Here is a 16,879-nt window from a genome sequence, read left to right on the forward strand (position 1 = left end):
CTCATTCTTTCGCCACAAAAGTAAGTGGCCGAGGACGAGCCGCCGCAGACGAGGGAGTCTCCCGATGACCATCGCCTCCAGCAGCCCTCCGTCGCGCCTCCCCGTGGGTGGCGCCGAGGGCGTACGGACGACACCGAGGACTCGGAAGGCGAGAGCCCGGGAGGGCGGCGGGGACGGCCGGCTCGCCGCGGTGTTCCTCGCACCGGCGCTGCTGGGCTTCCTGGTCTTCCTGCTCTGGCCGACGCTGCGGGGCATCTATCTGAGCTTCACCCGCTTCAACCTGCTCACGCCCGCGGAGTGGGTGGGTCTCGACAACTACGACCGGATGGTCCACGACCCGATCTTCTGGGACTCGCTGCGGGTCACCGTCGTCTACGTGGTCATCAACATCGGGGTGCAGACGGTGTCGGCGCTCGCCATCGCCGTGCTGCTCCAGCGACTGACCCAGTCGGCGGTGCTGCGCGGCATCGTGCTCACGCCGTATCTGATGTCGAACGTCGTCGCGGGCATCGTCTGGCTCTGGGTCCTGGACACCCAGCTCGGCATCGGCAACGAGATCATCGCGGGCCTCGGTTTCGATCGCATCCCGTTCCTCAACGACCAGACGTGGGCGATCCCGACGATCGCGCTGATCAACGTGTGGCGGCATGTCGGCTACACCGCGCTGCTGCTGTTCGCGGGACTCCAGGCCATCCCGAACGACATGTACGAGGCCGCCAAGGTGGACGGCGCGAGCGAGTGGCGCATGTTCTGGCGGATCACCCTGCCGCTGCTGCGCCCGGTCCTGGCGGTGGTGCTGATCATGACGGTGATCGGATCGTTCCAGGTGTTCGACACTGTCGCCGTGACGACCAACGGCGGTCCCGCGAACGCCACCAACGTCCTGCAGTTCTACATCTACGGCTCCGCCTTCGGCCGCTTCCAGTTCGGCTACGCCTCCGCGATGTCGGTGGCGCTGCTCGTGGTGCTCAGCGCGATCACCGTGCTCCAGTACCGGATCACCCGCGCCGGCCAGACCGACCTCGGCTGAGGAGAGGGGAGACACCGACATGGCCGCTGCGACCGCCGTGACGAGTCCCGTGTCCGTACGACCGCTCAGGCGCCGCCCCTCCGTGGGCCGGATCGCCGCCTGGGTGGTGATGGCCGCGATCGTGCTCGTGACCCTGCTGCCCTTCTACTGGATCCTGCGCACCGCGCTGTCCTCCAACACCGCGCTCGCCGCCCACCCCGGCGACCCGCTGCCCGTCGACTTCACCACCGGCGGCTTCGAACGGGCGCTGGGCCTGCAGTCCGCGCAGGAGGCGATCGCCCAGGGCGGGGCGGGCGGCGGGCTGAAATTCTGGCGCTATCTGATCAACTCGGTCGTCGTCTCGACCCTGATCACCGTCTGCCAGATCTTCTTCTCCGCCATGGCCGCCTACGCCTTCGCCCGGCTGCGCTGGCGCGGCCGGGACAAGGTCTTCGGGCTCTTCCTGGCCGGGCTGATGGTGCCGACCATCTTCACGCTGCTGCCGAACTTCGTGCTCATCAAGCAACTCGGCCTGATCGACAACCTGTTGGGCATCGCCCTGCCGACGATGTTCATGACGCCGTTCGCGGTGTTCTTCCTGCGGCAGTTCTTCATGAACGTACCCCGCGAGGTCGAGGAGGCCGCCCTGCTCGACGGCGCCGGAAAGGTGAGGATCTTCTTCCGGGTGATGCTGCCGATGGCGTCCACGCCGATCCTCACGCTCGGCGTGCTGACGTACATCGCCTCCTGGAACGACTACTTCTGGCCGCTGATGGTGTCCTACAGCGACAGCTCGCGGGTGCTGACCGTGGCGCTCGCCATCTTCCGGGCGCAGACCCCGCAGACCGGTTACGACTGGTCCGGCCTGATGGCGGCCACGCTCATCGCGGCCCTTCCCATGCTGCTGCTCTTCGGCGTCTTCGCGCGCCGCATCGTCAGCACCATCAGCTTCACCGGCGTCAAGTAAGGGGCCAGGCATGCGAATTCGTACCGTGATGGCGCTCACGGGAGCGCTGACGCTGTCCCTGGTCTCCGGGTGCGCGCAAGGTGGCGCGGCCGGCTCGGGCGCCGGCTCCGTGACGTACTGGCTGTGGGACGCCAACCAGCTGCCCGCCTACCAGGCCTGCGCGAAGGGCTTCGAGAAGGAGAACCCGGGCCCCGACGTCAAGATCACACAGATGGGGTGGGCCGACTACTGGACCAAGCTCACCGCGAGCTTCATCGCGGGCACCGAGCCGGACGTCTTCACCGACCACATCCAGAAGTTCGGCCAGTTCGCCGACCTCGACGTGCTCGAACCGCTGGACGACCTGGGCATCGACGACTCCGCCTACCAGGCCGGGCTCGGCGCGAACTGGATCGGCCGGGACGGCCACCGCTACGGCGCCCCCAAGGACTGGGACACCGTCGCCCTCTTCTACAACAAGAAACTGACCGCGGCCGCCGGCCTCACCGCCGAGCAGCTCAACTCCATGTCCTGGAACCCGGAGGACGGCGGCACCTTCGAGAAGGCCATCGCGCATCTGACCGTCGACCGCAACGGCAAGCGGGGCGACGAACCGGGCTTCGACAAGAACCACGTCAAGGTGTACGGCCTCGCCACGGGCGGCGCCGGCGACAGCGACGGGCAGACCACCTGGAGCCCGTTCACCGCCTCGGCGGGCTGGAACTACACGGACAAGGCCCGCTGGGGCACGGCCTACGAATACGACAGCAAGACCTTCCAGTCGGTGATCGACTGGTACTTCGGGCTGGCGAAGAAGGGCTATCTCGCGCCCTACACCGACTACACCGACGGCGCCAACCCGGCCAACGCGCAGGTGGCCTCCGGCAGGGCGGCGGCGGCCTTCGACGGCGCCTGGATGATCTCGACGTACTACGGCACCAAGGGCCTCGACGTCGGCACGGCCGTCACCCCCACCGGCCCGAGCGGCAAGCGCGCCACCATGATGAACGGCCTCGCCGACTCGGTCACCAGACACGCCCGCAACAAGGAGGGCGCGAGGAAATGGGTGCAGTACCTGGCCTCGAACGAGTGCCAGAAGACCGTCGGCGGCTACGGCATCGTCTTCCCGGCCACCCCTGACGGCACCGCGGCGGCCGTGGCGGCGTACCGGAAGAAGGGCATCGATGTGTCCGCCTTCACCGAACCGGTCACCGACAAGCGGCACGCCCGGACGTTCTCGTTCCCGGTCACCGACTACGCGGCGGACGTGTACGCGCTGATGCGGCCGGCCATGCAGGACGTCTTCGCCAACGACGCCCCCGTGAGCGGGCTGACCAAGACCAACGACCAGATCAACTTCATCCTCGGCCAATGACTCGGCCCATGACTCGACCAGTGAAAGGCATCTCCTCCATGACGTTCTCCCTCGGCATCGTCGGCGCCGGGCAGTTCTCGGGCCAGTTCGCCAAACTGTTCCTGGCCCACCCCGGTGTCAGCGACGTCCATGTCACCGACCTCCTGCCGGATCGCGCCGAGCAACTCGCCGCCGCCGAAGGCCTGTCGGGCACCTTCCCCTCGTACCAGGCCATGCTGGAGTCGGAGGACGTCGACGCGGTCGCGATCTTCACCCAGCGCTGGACGCACGGTCCGCTGGTCCTCCAGGGCCTGAACGCCGGAAAGCACGTCTATTCCGCGGTCCCCATGGCGATCACCACCGAGGAGATCGCGGCGATCATCGACACGGTCAAGGCGACCGGGCTGACGTACATGATGGGCGAGACCAGCCACTACAACCCGGCGACCGTGCACGCCCGCAACCAGATCGCCGAGGGGGCCTTCGGACGGCTCTTCTACGCCGAGGGCGACTACGTCCACGACATGGACCTGGGCTTCTACGAGGCGTACCAGTACAGCGGCGGCGACAACTGGAAGGCCACCGCCAGCTATCCCCCGCTGCTGTACCCGACCCACTCGGTGGGCGGGGTGCTCGGCGCCTGGCAGACGCACGCGGTGAGCGTGTCGGCGATCGGTGTCGTGGACGACCGCGGGGACGGGGTGTTCGACAAGGAGGTCAGCCAGTTCGGCAACGACTTCTCCAACGCCACCGCGCTGTTCGAGGTGGCGGGCGGCGGTTCGTTCCGTACCAACGAGTTCCGGCGGGTGGGCTACCCCTCGCACATCCGCGAGTCCCGTTTCCGCTTCTTCGGCACGGAGGCGAGCATGGAGCAGCTCGCCACATACGCGCTGTGGCAGGACAAGAAAGGCGTGAAGGACATCAGCGAACTGCTGGAGCCCAAGCCCACCTTGTCCCCTGACGACCCGTCACTCCAGCACATCGCGCCGGACCTGCGGGCCGCCTTCACCTCCGGCTCGGCGCCGGTGCACGACCGCTCGCGGCTGCCGCGGGAGTTCGACCACCTGCACAACGGCCACGAAGGCAGCCACCACTTCCTGGTGGACGACTTCGTCACCGCGGTCAACTCCCGCACGCTGCCGTCCGTCAACGCCTGGGTGGCGGCCCGCTACACCCTGCCGGGCATCGTCGCGCACGAGTCCGCGCGGCAGGGTGGGGTACGGCTGGAGATCCCGGACTTCGGGGACGCACCGCGGTAACCGGCCTGCGCCGCAGGCCGGGTGGCCGATCAGGTGCCCGGCTTGCGGCCGTAGATGAAGACGTCGTCGCCCTTCTTCAGCAGCGACCAGTACTTCTTGGCGTCCTTCTTGGTCATGTTGGTGCAGCCGTGCGAGCCCGGCGGGTTCCACATGCTGAGGTTCACCGAGTGGAAGGCCTGGCCGCCGTCGAAGAACTGGCTGTACGGCATGGGCACGTTGTAGATGTTCGAGACGTGGTCGATGTCCCGCCAGTAGATCTTCTTCAGACCGGTGCGGGTCTCGTAGCCGTCACGGCCGGTGCGCACCGGGACGGGCCCGTAGACCAGCCGGTCGCCGTCCTGGATCCAGCTCAGCTGGAGGGTGAGGTTGACGCAGGCGATCCGGCCCTTGTTGGTCGGGCACTTGCCTTCCTTGTTGGGGTTGTTGCCGACCGCCTTCTGCTTCTTCATCAGGTCCATCACACCCCAGGTGACGGAACCGGCGTAGCCGACGTTGGGCTTGATGCCGTGCTTGTTCTGGAAGGCCTGGATGGCCTTGCAGTCGGTCGTCGACTGCTTGCCGTCGACCGTGAGGCCGAGGAACTTCTCGACCTGCTTCTGGTACGGCCCGGTCTGCGTGGTGCAGCTCGCCGCCTGCGCGGGCGCGGCGCCCATCGCGAGGGTGAGCGGTGCGACCAGCCCGGTGAGTGCGAGGGCGACGGCCCCTCGTCTGCGTATGTCCCCCATGGTGGGCGGTGCCTTCCTGTTCCGTGTCCGGTGCGATCTCCCTGTTTGACCGGTACACCGGGGCGGCGGTTGTATGCCGGCTCAGGCTGTGACCAAACGGTGAAATTCCAGCTCGTCGCAGCGGCGTAGCGGCTCCACCGCACGGCCGAGGACGTCCGGGCCGCGCGGGCCGCCGGCTCCGTGACCGGCGGATGTCCGCGGAGGACGTGGACCGGATCATCGGGGCTGTGGCACGGGTGCGGTGACGGGGGCGCGGTCCGGGAGTTCGCGGCGGGCGCGGACCGGCGAGAGGAAGACCGGCAGGAAGGCAGTCGCCAGCAGCGCCCCGCCGGCCCACAACGTGACCCGCACACCGGCCAGCTCACCGAGTGCGCCGGAGACCGCCGCACCGAGCGCGAGCGCGCCGGTCAGGACGAAGCGGAACGTCGCGTTCATCCGGCCGAGCAGCTCGTCCGCGGTCATCCGCTGGCGCAGGCTGACGCCGAGGACGTTGTCCGTGCCGGTCTTGAACAGGGCCAGCGTCCAGCCCGCGCCGGCGAGCCACAGCCACCCGCCCCGGTCGATCAGGGGCACCAGCAGCGCGGCGGGCGCGAGGGCGACACCGGCCAGCCCGAGGGACCGGCCGTAGCCCAGCCGGCCGGCGAGGGGGCGGGCGCAGCGGGCGCCCAGCAGGAGACCGAGGCCGCCCGCCGCCCAGAACAGCCCCAACGCGGCGGCGGGCAGGTCGAGTTCACGGACGAACACGACGGGCAGCATGGTGTTGACGATCTGCATGCCCACGTTGGTGAGGGCAGCGGTGAGCGCGAGGGCGCGCAGCTCCGGGTTGCCGAAGACGTGGCGCAGGCCTTCGGCGATCTGCGCCCCCAAGGTCGCCGGCCGTTCCCGTCCCGCGGGTACCTGCGGACGCCGGATCCGGGTGAGCTGGAGCGCGGAGGCCAGGTAGGTCACCGCGGTGCACAGCACGGCCACGGGGGCGCTGAGGAGCTGGACCAGAGCGCCGCCCGCGCCGCGCCCGGCGACGTTGCCCACGGCCTGCAGGCCGACCATGGCCGCGTTGGCGGGCACGAGGGCCTCGCGGCCCACGAGACGGGGCAGTGTGCTCTGGGAGGTCACGTCGAAGAACACGGTCGCCGCGCCGTTGAGCAGCACGACGGCGTAGAGCTGGCCGAGGGTGAGCGTGTCCGTCCACCAGGCGAGCGGGACGGAGGCGTACAGGACGGCACGGCCCAGGTCCGCCAGGATCAGCACCCGACGGTGGCGCATCCGGTCCACCCAGGCCCCGGCGGGCAGCCCGATGAGCAGGAACGCCAGTGTGCTGAGGGTGGCGAGCGCGCCGACCTGTCCGGGTCCCGCGTCGAGGGCGGTGACCGCGATCAGGGGGACGGCGACGTAGCTGACGTTCGCGGCGAGCTGGCTGAGGGCGCTGGCGGCGAAGAGGGTGCGGAAGTCGGGGGCGCGCCAAGGGGAGTCGGGCAGTGTGGCGGCGTGGGCGTCGGGTTGGGTCTCGGGCACACGAGAACGCTGCCCGACGCCGTCCGTGCAGCACAAGTGAATAGATCTACAGCGAATGTTAAGCGTTACTTCGCAGTGGGAGGCGTGCGCCGGGCGCGCCGGAAGCCGCTGTCGCCCGCGGTGAGGCCCCCGTCCACGACGAGGGTGGTGCCGGTGATCCAGGAGGCGTCGCGGGAGGCGAGGAAGGTGATGGCGGCGGCGATGTCCTCGGGCTCGCCGACGCGGCCGAGGGGGTACAGCGGGCGGAGGAGGGCGAGTTCGTCGTCGCGGCCCTCCCAGGCGGTGGTGCGGACGGTGCCGGGCGCGACGAGGTTGACGCGGACGCCCCGTTCGGCGGCGTGCCCGGCGAGGGTGCGGGTCAGGGAGCCCAGGCCCGCCTTCGCGGCGCTGTAGGCGTGGTTGCCGAAGTCCGCGAGGCCGTTGACGGAGCCGACGTTGACGATCGCGCCGCGGCCTGAGGCGGCCAGGTGGGGCAGGGCGGCGCGGGCGCAGCGGTAGGCGCCGGTGAGGGTGATGTCGAGGTCGGCCGTCCACGCCTCGTCGGGTTCGTCCTCGAAGAGCGGGGCGTCCGGCGTGCAGTGGAAGGCGTTGTTGACCAGGACGTCGAGGGTGCCGAAGGCGGCGACCGCGTGGGCGACCGCCGCCTCGACCGCCGCCCGGTCGCCCACGTCACAGCCGCACGCCTCCGCCGCCAGGCCCTCGTCCCGCAGGCTCGCCGCGGTCTTCCCGGCCGCCTCGGTGTCCCGGTCGGTCACCAGCACGCGCGCGCCTTCCGCGGCGAACCGTCGGGCGGTGGCGGCGCCGATGCCGCGGGCGGCGCCGGTGAGGAGGACTCCGTACCCCTGGAAACGTGTCATGCGGCCGAACCGTAGGCGGCCCCGCCCGTCAGCGGTAGCCGGTGACGTCGGCCGGCTTGCCGGCGTCCTGGACCTCCACGATGTAGCGCCACGCGTCGGGGCGGCTGCCGTCGAGGTCGGTGAAGCCGTAGATCCGGGCGAGGCCGCCGCTGGAGAGGGACTGTCCGTTGAGGCGGGACACGTCGGGGTCGGCGGCGAGGGCCGCGACCGCCCGGCCGACATAGCGCGGGGTCTCGGAGATGGCGAAGTGCGGGACCTGGGTGAGGGCGTCGCGCCAGTTGTCCTCACGTACGCCGAACCCTTCGAGCATCATCTCCGAGCGCAGCCAGCCCGGCGTGAGGGCGACGGCGGTCGCCCCGCGCGGGCCCACCTCGTGGCTGAGCGCGAAGGCCATCCGCAGGACGGAGGACTTGGCCAGGTCGTAGAAGAAGGTGTTGCGGTAGTTCGCGCCGTTGTACTCGGCGGTGCCGTCGGTCATCTCGACGACCAGGCCGCCGGGGTGCCGCAGGAGGAGGGGCAGGGCGTGGTGGCTGGTGATCGCGTGGGTCTCGACGCCGAGCCTGAGCAGCCGCAGTCCGTTGTCGAGGTCGTGCTCCCACACCGGGCTCTCCCACTCGAAGAGCCGCTCGCCGCCCCAGACGTCGTTGACGAGGACGTCGAGGCGGCCCTGTTCGTCGGCGATGCGGTCGACCAGCGCGCGGACCTGCGCCGGTTCCAGGTGGTCGGTGGGGACGGCGATCCCCTCGCCGCCCGCCTCGGTCACCAGGTCCGCGGTGTCCTCGATGGTCTCGGGGCGGTCGTACTCCGAGCGGCGTTCGCGCGTACTGCGTCCCGTGACGTACACGGTGGCGCCGGCCGCCCCGAGCTCCACGGCGATGCCCCGTCCGGCTCCCCGTGTCGCCCCGGCGACCAGCGCGACCTTGCCCTTCAGCGGCTGTGCTGCCATGTCCGAACCTCCCGTACGACCGTTGGTGTCGATTCCACGGTCTCCGGTAAGCCGGACATCTTCTGTCGCCTTTTACATCGGCTGCCGCGTTTTCAGGGCCGGGTCACCCGGCCGGGCGCAGCCGCTCGCCCAGTTCGTCGTCGTTCGCGACGATCCACACATGCCCGCCCTGGTTGGTCTCGCGCACGAAGTCGCGCAGCGCCGCGCTCTCGTCCAGGTGACGGGAGACGTCCCCCACGACGGCGAGTCGCACCCGGTAGTTCACGAACTTCTGCAGGACCGCCCCGGCGACCCCCGACCGCAGCCGGAAGAACTCCTCCGCGACGCGCTCGGCGGGCACGGCGACCACGTCGGCGCCCCGCCCCATGGCGTCTCCGATCAGATCCAGCGCGGCGCGCTCGCCGTCGAGCGCGGGTCCGTCGGGCGTGCAGCGCAGCACGGTGACGCCATGGAGGTTCATGAGTTCGTCTGTGGTCATGACAGGCGAGCCTAGCCGTGACCCGCCTTGGGCCCGGGGGGATTTTCAGTGCCCCCGGGCGATCCACTCCTCCAGGTGCGGGGCCTCCGCGCCGATGGTCGTGGAGTCACCGTGCCCGGTCAGGACCTTCGTCTCCGGCGGCAGCTCCAGCAGCCGGGCGCGGATCGAGTCGATGATCGTCGGGAAGTGGCTGTACGACCGTCCCGTCGCCCCCGGTCCGCCGGCGAACAGCGTGTCGCCCGTGAAGACGGTGGCGAGCCCGGGGTCGTAGAGGCAGACCGCGCCGGGCGCGTGCCCGGGGGTGTGCAGGACCCTCAGGTCGGCGCCCGCCGCCTCGATGACCTGGCCGTCCTGGAGGTGGGCGTCGGGGTCGCGGTCGGGGTGGGTCTGCTTCCACAGCGGCAGGTCGTCGGGGTGCAGCCAGATGGTGGCGCCGGTGAGGTCCGCCAGTTCGGGCGCGGCGTCGATGTGGTCGTTGTGGGCGTGGGTGCACACGATCGCCGTCAGACGGCGCTCGCCCACGGCTTCGGCGATCGCCCGGGCGTCGTGCGCGGCGTCGATGACGATGACCTCGTGTTCGTCGCCGACGATCCACACGTTGTTGTCGACGTCCCAGGTGCCGCCGTCCAGGCTGAACTGGCCGGAGGTGACGAGGCGTTCGATGCGGGCGGTCATCAGAGCACCACCACCGAGCGCAGGACATCGCCGTGGTGCATGCGCTCGAACGCCTTCTCCACGTCGGTGAGTTCGATGGTCTCGGTCACGAACGCCTCCAGGTCCAGGCGGCCTTGCAGATGCAGGTCGATCAGCATGGGGAAGTCGCGGCTGGGCAGGCAGTCGCCGTACCAGGAGGACTTCAGCGCGCCGCCGCGGCCGAACACGTCCAGCAGCGGCAGTTCGAGCTTCATCTCCGGGGTGGGGACGCCGACGAGGACGACGGTGCCGGCGAGGTCGCGGGCGTAGAAGGCCTGCTGGTAGGTCTCCGGGCGGCCCACCGCCTCGATGACGACGTCGGCGCCGAAGCCGCCGGTCAGCTCGCGGATCGCCTCCACCGCGTCCGTCTCACGCGAGTTGACCGTGTGGGTGGCGCCCATGGTGCGGGCCTTCTCCAGTTTGCGGTCGTCGATGTCCACCGCGATGATCCGCGCCGCACCCGCGAGGTTCGACCCGGCGATCGCCGCGTCCCCGACGCCGCCGCAGCCGATGACGGCGACGGTGTCGCCCCGGCCGACGTTGCCGGTGTTGATCGCGGCGCCGATGCCGGCCATCACTCCGCAGCCGAGCAGGCCCGCGACCTGCGGGGAGACCGACGGGTCGACCTTGGTGCACTGGCCGGCCGCGACCAGCGTCTTCTCCGCGAACGCGCCGATTCCCAGGGCCGGCGACAGCTCGGTGCCGTCGGTCAGCGTCATCTTCTGCTTGGCGTTGTGGGTGTCGAAGCAGTACCAGGGGCGTCCGCGCAGACAGGCCCGGCACTGCCCGCACACCGCACGCCAGTTGAGGATCACGAAGTCACCGGGCGCGACGTCGGTGACGCCCTCCCCCACCGACTCCACGACACCCGCGGCCTCATGGCCGAGCAGGAAGGGGAAGTCGTCGTTGATGCCGCCCTGTTTGTAGTGCAGGTCGGTGTGGCAGACACCGCACGCCTGGATCTGCACCACGGCCTCACCCGGACCCGGGTCGGGTACCACGATCGTCTCCACCCGGACCGGCTCGTCCTTGCCCGGTGCGATCACGCCGCGTACTTCCTGCGCCATGGTGGTGAACCCTTCCTTCGGCCCTGTCGTTCCTCCCCCGACCCTACGGGTAACCGATCAGTAACGGCACGGGAAGCGGAGCCCTCCGGCTCAGGTCAGGAACTCGCGTACGGCCCGGCCGAGCGCCGGCTCGTCGTGGGTGTCCGCCGCGCCCGGGACCAGCAGCCGGTGCGGTACATGGACCAGGGTCTCGGCGACGTGCCCCGCCGCGATCCCCGGTCGGCCCGGTCCGACGAGGACGACGTCCGCGCGGTCGGCGGCGAGGACGGCCGTGCGCGGGCCGATCTCGTCGAAGGGACGGACGGTGGTCGCGTAGAGCACCGTCACGTCCAGCCCGGCGGTGGCGCGCAGCACCGGGTCGATCGTGGCGCCGACCGCGAGGGCCACGCCGCCGAGCCCTTCCCGTACGCGTTCGAAGCCCTGCCCGCCGCCGCGCGGCTCGGCGTGGGACCCGGCGGAGACGTGCACGTACGCCCGCTCCCCGTCCCGCACCGTGCTCAGCACCCCCTTTGACAAGTCCACAGGAATGTGGCTGTCTCTTTGCCCGGTCCGGATGCCTCGAGTCCCCGACCTCGGCGGGGTGAACTCCGGGATCAGGGGCGGCGGTTGCGCTTGCGCACCAGGGCACGTACCGACCTCGACCCCACGATGCCGACCAGCATGCCCGCGAGCGGGAGCGCGAGGTCGACCCAGGGGTCGCGGATGGGCTTGTAGACGGCCGCGCCGTCCTTGATCTCGATATAGCCGAGCGGCCGGGCGTCGACACCGCCTCCCCCGCCGCCTCCCTCGCCGCTCAGCGCGGCGCCGCTCCCCTGCCCCGCACCGCCGCCGAAACCGAAACTGACCCGGGCGACGGGGACGACGGTGATGCCGTCCCCGGTGATCGGCTCGCCGTACACCGCACTGACGGTGGCCTTGCCACCGAGCTTCTCGGCGAGGCGTTCCAGCAGGGTGGTGGAGGCGTCGACGGCGCCGAGTTCGGTGGACGGCGTGGACGCGGAGGTCTCCTGGGCTGCGGTCATCGCCTCACCCTAGGCCGGAAGCCGCCGCTCCGGCAGGGGAGTTGGCGTTTGCCCTAGCTCTCCAGGCGGCGCAGCCGTTCGGCGTCACCGGTGCGCGGGCAGGTGGAGCAGGCCTCGGCCGGGCGGATCGCGTAGAACATGCAGCAGCCGGTACGGGTCCGGGTCGGATGGCGGCGGCCGTCCGCGCCGGCCAGATGGCGGAAGTCGGCGCCGGTGGGGTACGGCGGTACGGCCACCGGCAGCACCTCGGTGGCGGCTCTGATCGCGGCGCCTTCCTGGCCGAGCATCCGTCCGAGATACCACAGGGCGGAGACGAGGTCGTCGGAGACCATGCCCCACAGCGCACGTGAGCGGCGGCGCGCGACGGGGCCGATCGCGGCGAGCAGGGGACGCATGTGATCGGCGAGCGCCATCCTCAACTGGGCGCGCAGCTGCTCCTCCTGAGGAAGGGTCAGGGCGCCGGGCCGTCCGGCCACCGGGTCGTCGGCCAGACAGGCGAGTTCGCTTCCGGGGTTGATGGTGTACGTCCCCGAGGCGAGGTCGAGGCGGAGATCCTCGGGGCGGATGCGCGGCACCCGGCGTTCGAGGTACCAGGGGCCGCCCATGAGCATGCCGACGGTCCAGGCGTAGTCATGCAGGGCGCGGGAGGCGGCGACGTCCGGGCGGGGGCGCACACCGTAGCGATCGTGAACGCGGGCCGCCTCCGCCTCGACGAAGGCGTCCAGCGCGCCGCGTTCGGTGGCCAACTCGGCAGCCGTCACGCCGCCTTGCGCCCCCGCCGCACGGGCGAGCCGTACGTCCAGCGCGCCACAGACGCCCGCGAGCCGCCGATAGACGTCACCCAGGGCTTGGGCGACGGTACCGTCCGGCGAGGTCTTCAGGGCCACGGGCATCGACGCGCTCCCCACAGAGTGATTTCATAGGCAAGGCTTACCTTACCTCGATCAAGAGATCTCCACGTCAGGCCGCACCACAGCATTCTCACAGCCGGTTGAAAACTAAAGCAAGGCTCACCTAAGCTCACCGCTCGTGACTGCGACCCAACGGGGTGCACCCGCCACAGGTGTGCCCTTCCGTGCCTTCAGGCACATACCGCTGCTCCTGGCCGGCCTCGCCGCCCTGACCCTGTGCACCGCGCTGAGCCTCGCGCTCGGCGCCCGCTCCGTACCGCTCCCCACCGTGGTCGACGCCCTCTTCGGCGGCGCCCACGGGCGGGACGCGCTCGTCGTGACCGGTCTGCGGCTGCCGCGGACCGTCATCGGCCTCGCGGTCGGCGCCGCGTCGGGCGTCGCCGGTGCCGTTGCGCAGGCAATCACCCGCAACCCGCTCGCCTCGCCGACGACCCTCGGCATCAACGCGGGCGCGTCCTTCGCGGTCGTCGTCGCAATCTTCGCCCTGAAGCTCAACGACCCGGTCGAATATGTGTGGTTCGCGTTCGCCGGGGCCGCCGCGGCCGCCCTGTTCGCGCAGGCACTGGCCCGCCGCGCGGGGGACATCGATCCCGTACGGCTCGCGCTGGGCGGCACCGTGCTCCAACTCGTGCTGCTGTCCTGGACATCCGCGGTGATGCTGCTCAACCAGCGCACCCTCGACGAGGCCCGCTTCTGGCTCGCCGGTTCCCTGGCCGGGCGCCCGCTCGACACGCTGTGGCCGGTCCTGCCGACGCTGCTGCTCGGGATCGTCGTCGCGCTGGCCGTCTCCCCCGCTCTCAACGCCCTTGCCCTGGGCGACGATTCGGCCCAGTCCCTCGGTGTCCCGGTGGCCCGCGTCCGGCTCGCGGGCGGCATCGCGGTCGTCCTGCTCGCCGGGTCGGCGGTCGCGGTGGCGGGGCCGGTCGCCTTCATCGGCCTGGCCGCCCCCCATCTCGTACGGCCGCTGCTCGGCGGCGACCACCGGCTGCTGCTGCCCGGCTGTCTGATCGCGGGTCCCCTGCTCCTGCTGTCGGCCGATGTGCTCGGCCGGATGGTGCTGCGCCCCTCGGAGCTGGAGGTCGGCATCGTGACCGCGTTCCTGGGCGCGCCCCTGCTGGCAGTGCTGGCCCGGAAGGTGGCCCGATGAGCGGCATCCGTACCCGGGTCCCTCTCTTCGCCGCCCTCGGACTTCTGGCGCTCTTCGCACTGCTCACCGTCTCCCTGACGACCGGTGAGATGCGCATCCCGGCCGGCACGGCCCTGCGTGCCCTCGTCGGGCTCGGCGACCGGGGTGACGTCCTGGTGGTGCAGCAGTTCCGGGCGCCCCGCGCGCTGGCGGCGATCGCCGGCGGTGCCGGGCTCGGGGTCGCGGGCTGTGTGCTGCAGCGGCTGTTCCGCAATCCGCTGGCGTCCCCGGACGTCATGGGGGTGACCGGCGGGGCCTCGCTGGGCGCGGTCGCGCTCCTCGCGGCCGGCGCCTCGCAGACCCTGATCCCCGTGGGGGCGCTGGCCGGCGGGCTCCTGTCGGCCCTGCTGCTCGGCGTGTTCGCCTGGGGCTCCGGGCTCTCCGTCACCCGCCTTGTGCTCACCGGCCTCGCGGTCCAGGCGGGCCTCGCCGCCGCCGTGAACCTGATGATCGTGCGCTTCCCGGCCGAGCTCGCCGGCTCGGCGCTGCAGTGGACGACGGGGTCGGTGTACGGGCGGACGTGGACGGAGGTGTGGGGAGCGGGCGGCGCCCTGCTGGTCGCGCTCGCCGCCGCGCTCGTCCTGCACCGCCGCCTGGCCGTGCTCGACCTCGGGGACGACTCGGCGGGCGCTCTCGGCCTCAACACGGCCACCGCACGCCTCCAACTCCTCCTCCTGGCCGTCGTGTCGGCGTCCCTGGCCGCCTCCCTCGCCGGTCCCGTCACCTTCGTCGCGCTCGCCGTGCCGCACATCGTGCGCTTCCTCACCGGGCCGCCGACCGCCGTGTCCCTCGCCCTCGCCGCCCTCACCGGGGCCGTACTTCTGCTCGCCTCCGACCTGGTGGTGCAGCACCTGCTGCCGATCGAGGGGCTGCCGGTCGGCGCGGTGACGGCCACGCTCGGCGCGCCCTGGCTGCTGGTGCTGATGTTCCGGCAGAGCTCACCCGTCCGGAGGACCCACGCATGACCGCAAAGACGCCAGTGACCACGCCCAACCAGCTCGCCACCGAGGCCCTCGACCTCCGCTACGGCGACCGGCTCGTCGTCGGCGGCCTCGACCTCACCCTCCCGGGCGGTGCCGTCACCGCGATCGTCGGCCCCAACGCCTGCGGCAAGTCGACGCTGCTGCGCGGCCTGAGCCGCCTGCTGGCCCCGGCCGCCGGCACAGTCACCCTCGACGGCTCCGACATCCACCGCATGCCGGCGAAGGCCCTCGCGCTGCGCATGGGCCTGCTGCCGCAGCAGCCGGTCACCCCGGAGGCGATCACCGTCGAGGCTCTCGTACGGCTGGGCCGCTACCCGCACCAACGGCTGCTGAGCCCCTGGTCGGCGGCCGACCAGAAGGCGGTCGACGAGGCTCTGGAGCGCACCGGCACCGCGTCCCTGCGCGACCAGCCCGTGGACCGGCTCTCCGGCGGTCAGCGGCAACGCGCCTGGATCGCCCTGGCGTTGGCGCAGGACACCGAGCTGCTCCTGCTCGACGAGCCCACCACCTTCCTCGATCTCCGGCACCAGCTCGACGTGCTCGACCTGGTCGCCGAACTGCACGCCGAGGCGGGCCGCACCGTGGTGATGGTGCTGCACGACCTCGGACAGGCCGCCCGTTACGCGGACCACATGGTGGTCCTCAAGGACGGCCGGCTCGCCGCCGCCGGAGCCCCGGCGGAGGTCCTCGACGCGGAGCTGGTCAAGTCCGTGTTCGACGTGGACTGCCGGGTCGTCCCCGACCCGGAGACCGGCACCCCGCTGGTCGTCCCGAGAAGCAGCGCGGCCCGGCGCTCCACCGCGGCCGCCTGACCCGCTCACCTACCCAGAAAGAACCCACCCCCCATGTCCCAGCGCTTCACCCTGCCCGGAATCAGGAAGATTCTGGCCACCCTGCTCGCCGTGATACTCGGTACGACCGTCCTGGCCGCCTGCGGCGGCTCCGACTCCGGCTCCGACGGCTCCGCCGCCGCCAAGCCCGCCGCCGGCTCGGCCGCTTTCCCGCGCACCCTGAAGACCGTGATGGGCGACGTGAAGATCCCGTCCCAGCCGAAGCGGGTCGTCGTCCTCGACACCGGCGAGCTGGACGACGTCACCCTCCTCGGCATCGACCCGGTCGGCGCGGTCGCCCCGCACTTCAAGACCGAGGGCGGCTTCCCGACGTACCTCAAGGGCGAGTTGAAGGACACCGCCGACGTCGGCCCGCTCCTGGAGCCCGACCTGGAGAAGATCGCCTCCCTCGAGCCCGACCTGATCCTGTCCTCCAAGATCCGCCACGAGAAGGTCTACGACAAGCTCAGCGCGATCGCCCCGACCGTCTTCACGGAGACCACCGGCGGTGTCTGGAAGGAGAACCTCAAGGTCCACGCCGAGGCGCTGGGCCTGGAGAAGGAGGCCGCGGCCAAGCTCAAGAAGTACGAGACGCAGGCCAAGGCGCTCGGTGAGGCCATCAGGAAGAAGGACGGCGGCACCATGCCGACCGCGTCCGTGGTCCGCTTCATCGCCGGTCCGACCCGGCTGTACCAGTCCAACTCCTACAGCGGTGTCGTCCTGAACGACATCGGCTTCGAGCGGCCCGCCTCGCAGGTCTCCAACGACCCCGAGGTCACGATGAAGGACGTCAGCCCCGAGCAGATCGACCAGGCCGACGCCGACCTGATCTTCGTCACCTCCGCGGACGTCGACGACAAGACCCAGAAGAAGCAGGTCACCTCCAACCCGGTGTGGAAGGACCTCCCGGCCGTCAAGGCCGGCAAGGTCTTCGAGGTGCCGGACGAGACCTGGATGTCCGGCATCGGTGTCCAGGCCGCGGAGCAGATGCTCGCGGACGTCGCGAAGGCCACCGGCGTCGAACTCCCCGCCAGGTAACTCCCGCTGAACCGGGGCGGGCCGCACGGCTCCCGGCCGGGCCCGCCCCCGTCAACCCCCCAC

The 16,879-nt window shown here is 71.1% G+C and carries 18 protein-coding genes; 8 read left to right on the forward strand and 10 right to left on the reverse strand.

Going from position 1 to position 16,879, the window contains the following annotated elements:
- Positions 1–64 precede the first annotated feature (64 nt).
- The 4 genes from ACFUO4_RS03925 to ACFUO4_RS03940 are packed head-to-tail and all read left to right on the forward strand — an operon-like array spanning position 65 to position 4,568.
- A complete protein-coding gene (locus tag ACFUO4_RS03925) occupies positions 65–1,030 on the forward strand; it encodes a carbohydrate ABC transporter permease (protein ID WP_079308930.1) in 966 nt (321 codons plus the stop codon).
- 19 nt (positions 1,031–1,049) lie between these two features.
- The gene (locus tag ACFUO4_RS03930) at positions 1,050–1,976 is read left to right on the forward strand and encodes a carbohydrate ABC transporter permease (RefSeq protein ID WP_383479648.1); all 927 of its coding nucleotides are present in this window, start codon (positions 1,050–1,052) and stop codon (positions 1,974–1,976) included.
- Between the two features lie 10 nt (positions 1,977–1,986).
- On the forward strand, positions 1,987–3,330 hold the full coding sequence (locus ACFUO4_RS03935) for an ABC transporter substrate-binding protein (RefSeq protein WP_383479650.1): 1,344 nt from the start codon (positions 1,987–1,989) through the stop codon (positions 3,328–3,330).
- A gap of 38 nt (positions 3,331–3,368) precedes the next feature.
- A complete protein-coding gene (locus tag ACFUO4_RS03940; RefSeq protein WP_383482265.1) occupies positions 3,369–4,568 on the forward strand; it encodes a Gfo/Idh/MocA family protein in 1,200 nt (399 codons plus the stop codon).
- 29 nt (positions 4,569–4,597) lie between these two features.
- Here ACFUO4_RS03940 and ACFUO4_RS03945 read toward each other — a convergent pair whose 3' ends face one another.
- The 10 genes from ACFUO4_RS03945 to ACFUO4_RS03990 form a co-directional block, all read right to left on the reverse strand.
- On the reverse strand, positions 4,598–5,293 hold the full coding sequence (locus tag ACFUO4_RS03945; protein WP_079308933.1) for a L,D-transpeptidase: 696 nt from the start codon (positions 5,291–5,293) through the stop codon (positions 4,598–4,600).
- Positions 5,294–5,509: 216 nt separating this feature from the next.
- Complete coding sequence (locus ACFUO4_RS03950) at positions 5,510–6,805, reverse strand: MFS transporter (protein WP_383479652.1); 1,296 nt, start codon at positions 6,803–6,805, stop codon at positions 5,510–5,512.
- A gap of 65 nt (positions 6,806–6,870) precedes the next feature.
- The gene (locus ACFUO4_RS03955) at positions 6,871–7,662 is read right to left on the reverse strand and encodes an SDR family NAD(P)-dependent oxidoreductase (protein ID WP_383479655.1); all 792 of its coding nucleotides are present in this window, start codon (positions 7,660–7,662) and stop codon (positions 6,871–6,873) included.
- A 28-nt stretch (positions 7,663–7,690) separates the two neighbouring features.
- Positions 7,691–8,608 (reverse strand): SDR family oxidoreductase, encoded by a 918-nt coding sequence (locus tag ACFUO4_RS03960; protein ID WP_383479657.1) that lies wholly within the window; start codon positions 8,606–8,608, stop codon positions 7,691–7,693.
- A gap of 103 nt (positions 8,609–8,711) precedes the next feature.
- Complete coding sequence (locus ACFUO4_RS03965) at positions 8,712–9,086, reverse strand: DUF4180 domain-containing protein (RefSeq protein WP_383479659.1); 375 nt, start codon at positions 9,084–9,086, stop codon at positions 8,712–8,714.
- 45 nt (positions 9,087–9,131) lie between these two features.
- Complete coding sequence (locus tag ACFUO4_RS03970; RefSeq protein WP_383479661.1) at positions 9,132–9,761, reverse strand: MBL fold metallo-hydrolase; 630 nt, start codon at positions 9,759–9,761, stop codon at positions 9,132–9,134.
- Positions 9,761–10,846 carry an S-(hydroxymethyl)mycothiol dehydrogenase gene (locus ACFUO4_RS03975; RefSeq protein ID WP_383479663.1) on the reverse strand — a complete coding sequence of 362 codons (1,086 nt, stop codon included), beginning with the start codon at positions 10,844–10,846 and terminating at the stop codon, positions 9,761–9,763. Before ACFUO4_RS03975 ends, ACFUO4_RS03970 begins: the two co-directional genes overlap by 1 nt.
- Positions 10,847–10,936: 90 nt before the next feature.
- Entirely contained in the window at positions 10,937–11,368 is a 432-nt protein-coding gene (locus tag ACFUO4_RS03980) for a transketolase (protein WP_383479665.1), read from the reverse strand.
- Between the two features lie 71 nt (positions 11,369–11,439).
- Positions 11,440–11,868, reverse strand: a complete 429-nt coding sequence (locus tag ACFUO4_RS03985; protein WP_079308938.1) for a spore germination protein GerW family protein — start codon at positions 11,866–11,868, stop codon at positions 11,440–11,442.
- A 53-nt stretch (positions 11,869–11,921) separates the two neighbouring features.
- A complete protein-coding gene (locus ACFUO4_RS03990; protein ID WP_383479667.1) occupies positions 11,922–12,761 on the reverse strand; it encodes a (2Fe-2S)-binding protein in 840 nt (279 codons plus the stop codon).
- 172 nt (positions 12,762–12,933) lie between these two features.
- Here ACFUO4_RS03990 and ACFUO4_RS03995 point away from each other — a divergent pair, with 172 nt between their 5' ends.
- The 4 genes from ACFUO4_RS03995 to ACFUO4_RS04010 are packed head-to-tail and all read left to right on the forward strand — an operon-like array spanning position 12,934 to position 16,816.
- A complete protein-coding gene (locus ACFUO4_RS03995) occupies positions 12,934–13,926 on the forward strand; it encodes a FecCD family ABC transporter permease (protein WP_383482268.1) in 993 nt (330 codons plus the stop codon).
- A complete protein-coding gene (locus ACFUO4_RS04000) occupies positions 13,923–14,930 on the forward strand; it encodes a FecCD family ABC transporter permease (RefSeq protein WP_383479669.1) in 1,008 nt (335 codons plus the stop codon). Before ACFUO4_RS03995 ends, ACFUO4_RS04000 begins: the two co-directional genes overlap by 4 nt.
- The gene (locus ACFUO4_RS04005; RefSeq protein WP_383479671.1) at positions 14,927–15,760 is read left to right on the forward strand and encodes an ABC transporter ATP-binding protein; all 834 of its coding nucleotides are present in this window, start codon (positions 14,927–14,929) and stop codon (positions 15,758–15,760) included. The genes ACFUO4_RS04000 and ACFUO4_RS04005 overlap by 4 nt, the downstream gene beginning before the upstream one ends.
- Positions 15,761–15,793: 33 nt before the next feature.
- Entirely contained in the window at positions 15,794–16,816 is a 1,023-nt protein-coding gene (locus tag ACFUO4_RS04010; protein ID WP_383479673.1) for an ABC transporter substrate-binding protein, read from the forward strand.
- Positions 16,817–16,879 lie beyond the last annotated feature (63 nt).

It is taken from the genome of Streptomyces sp. NPDC057280, assembly GCF_042668605.1.
Lineage (GTDB): Bacteria > Actinomycetota > Actinomycetes > Streptomycetales > Streptomycetaceae > Streptomyces.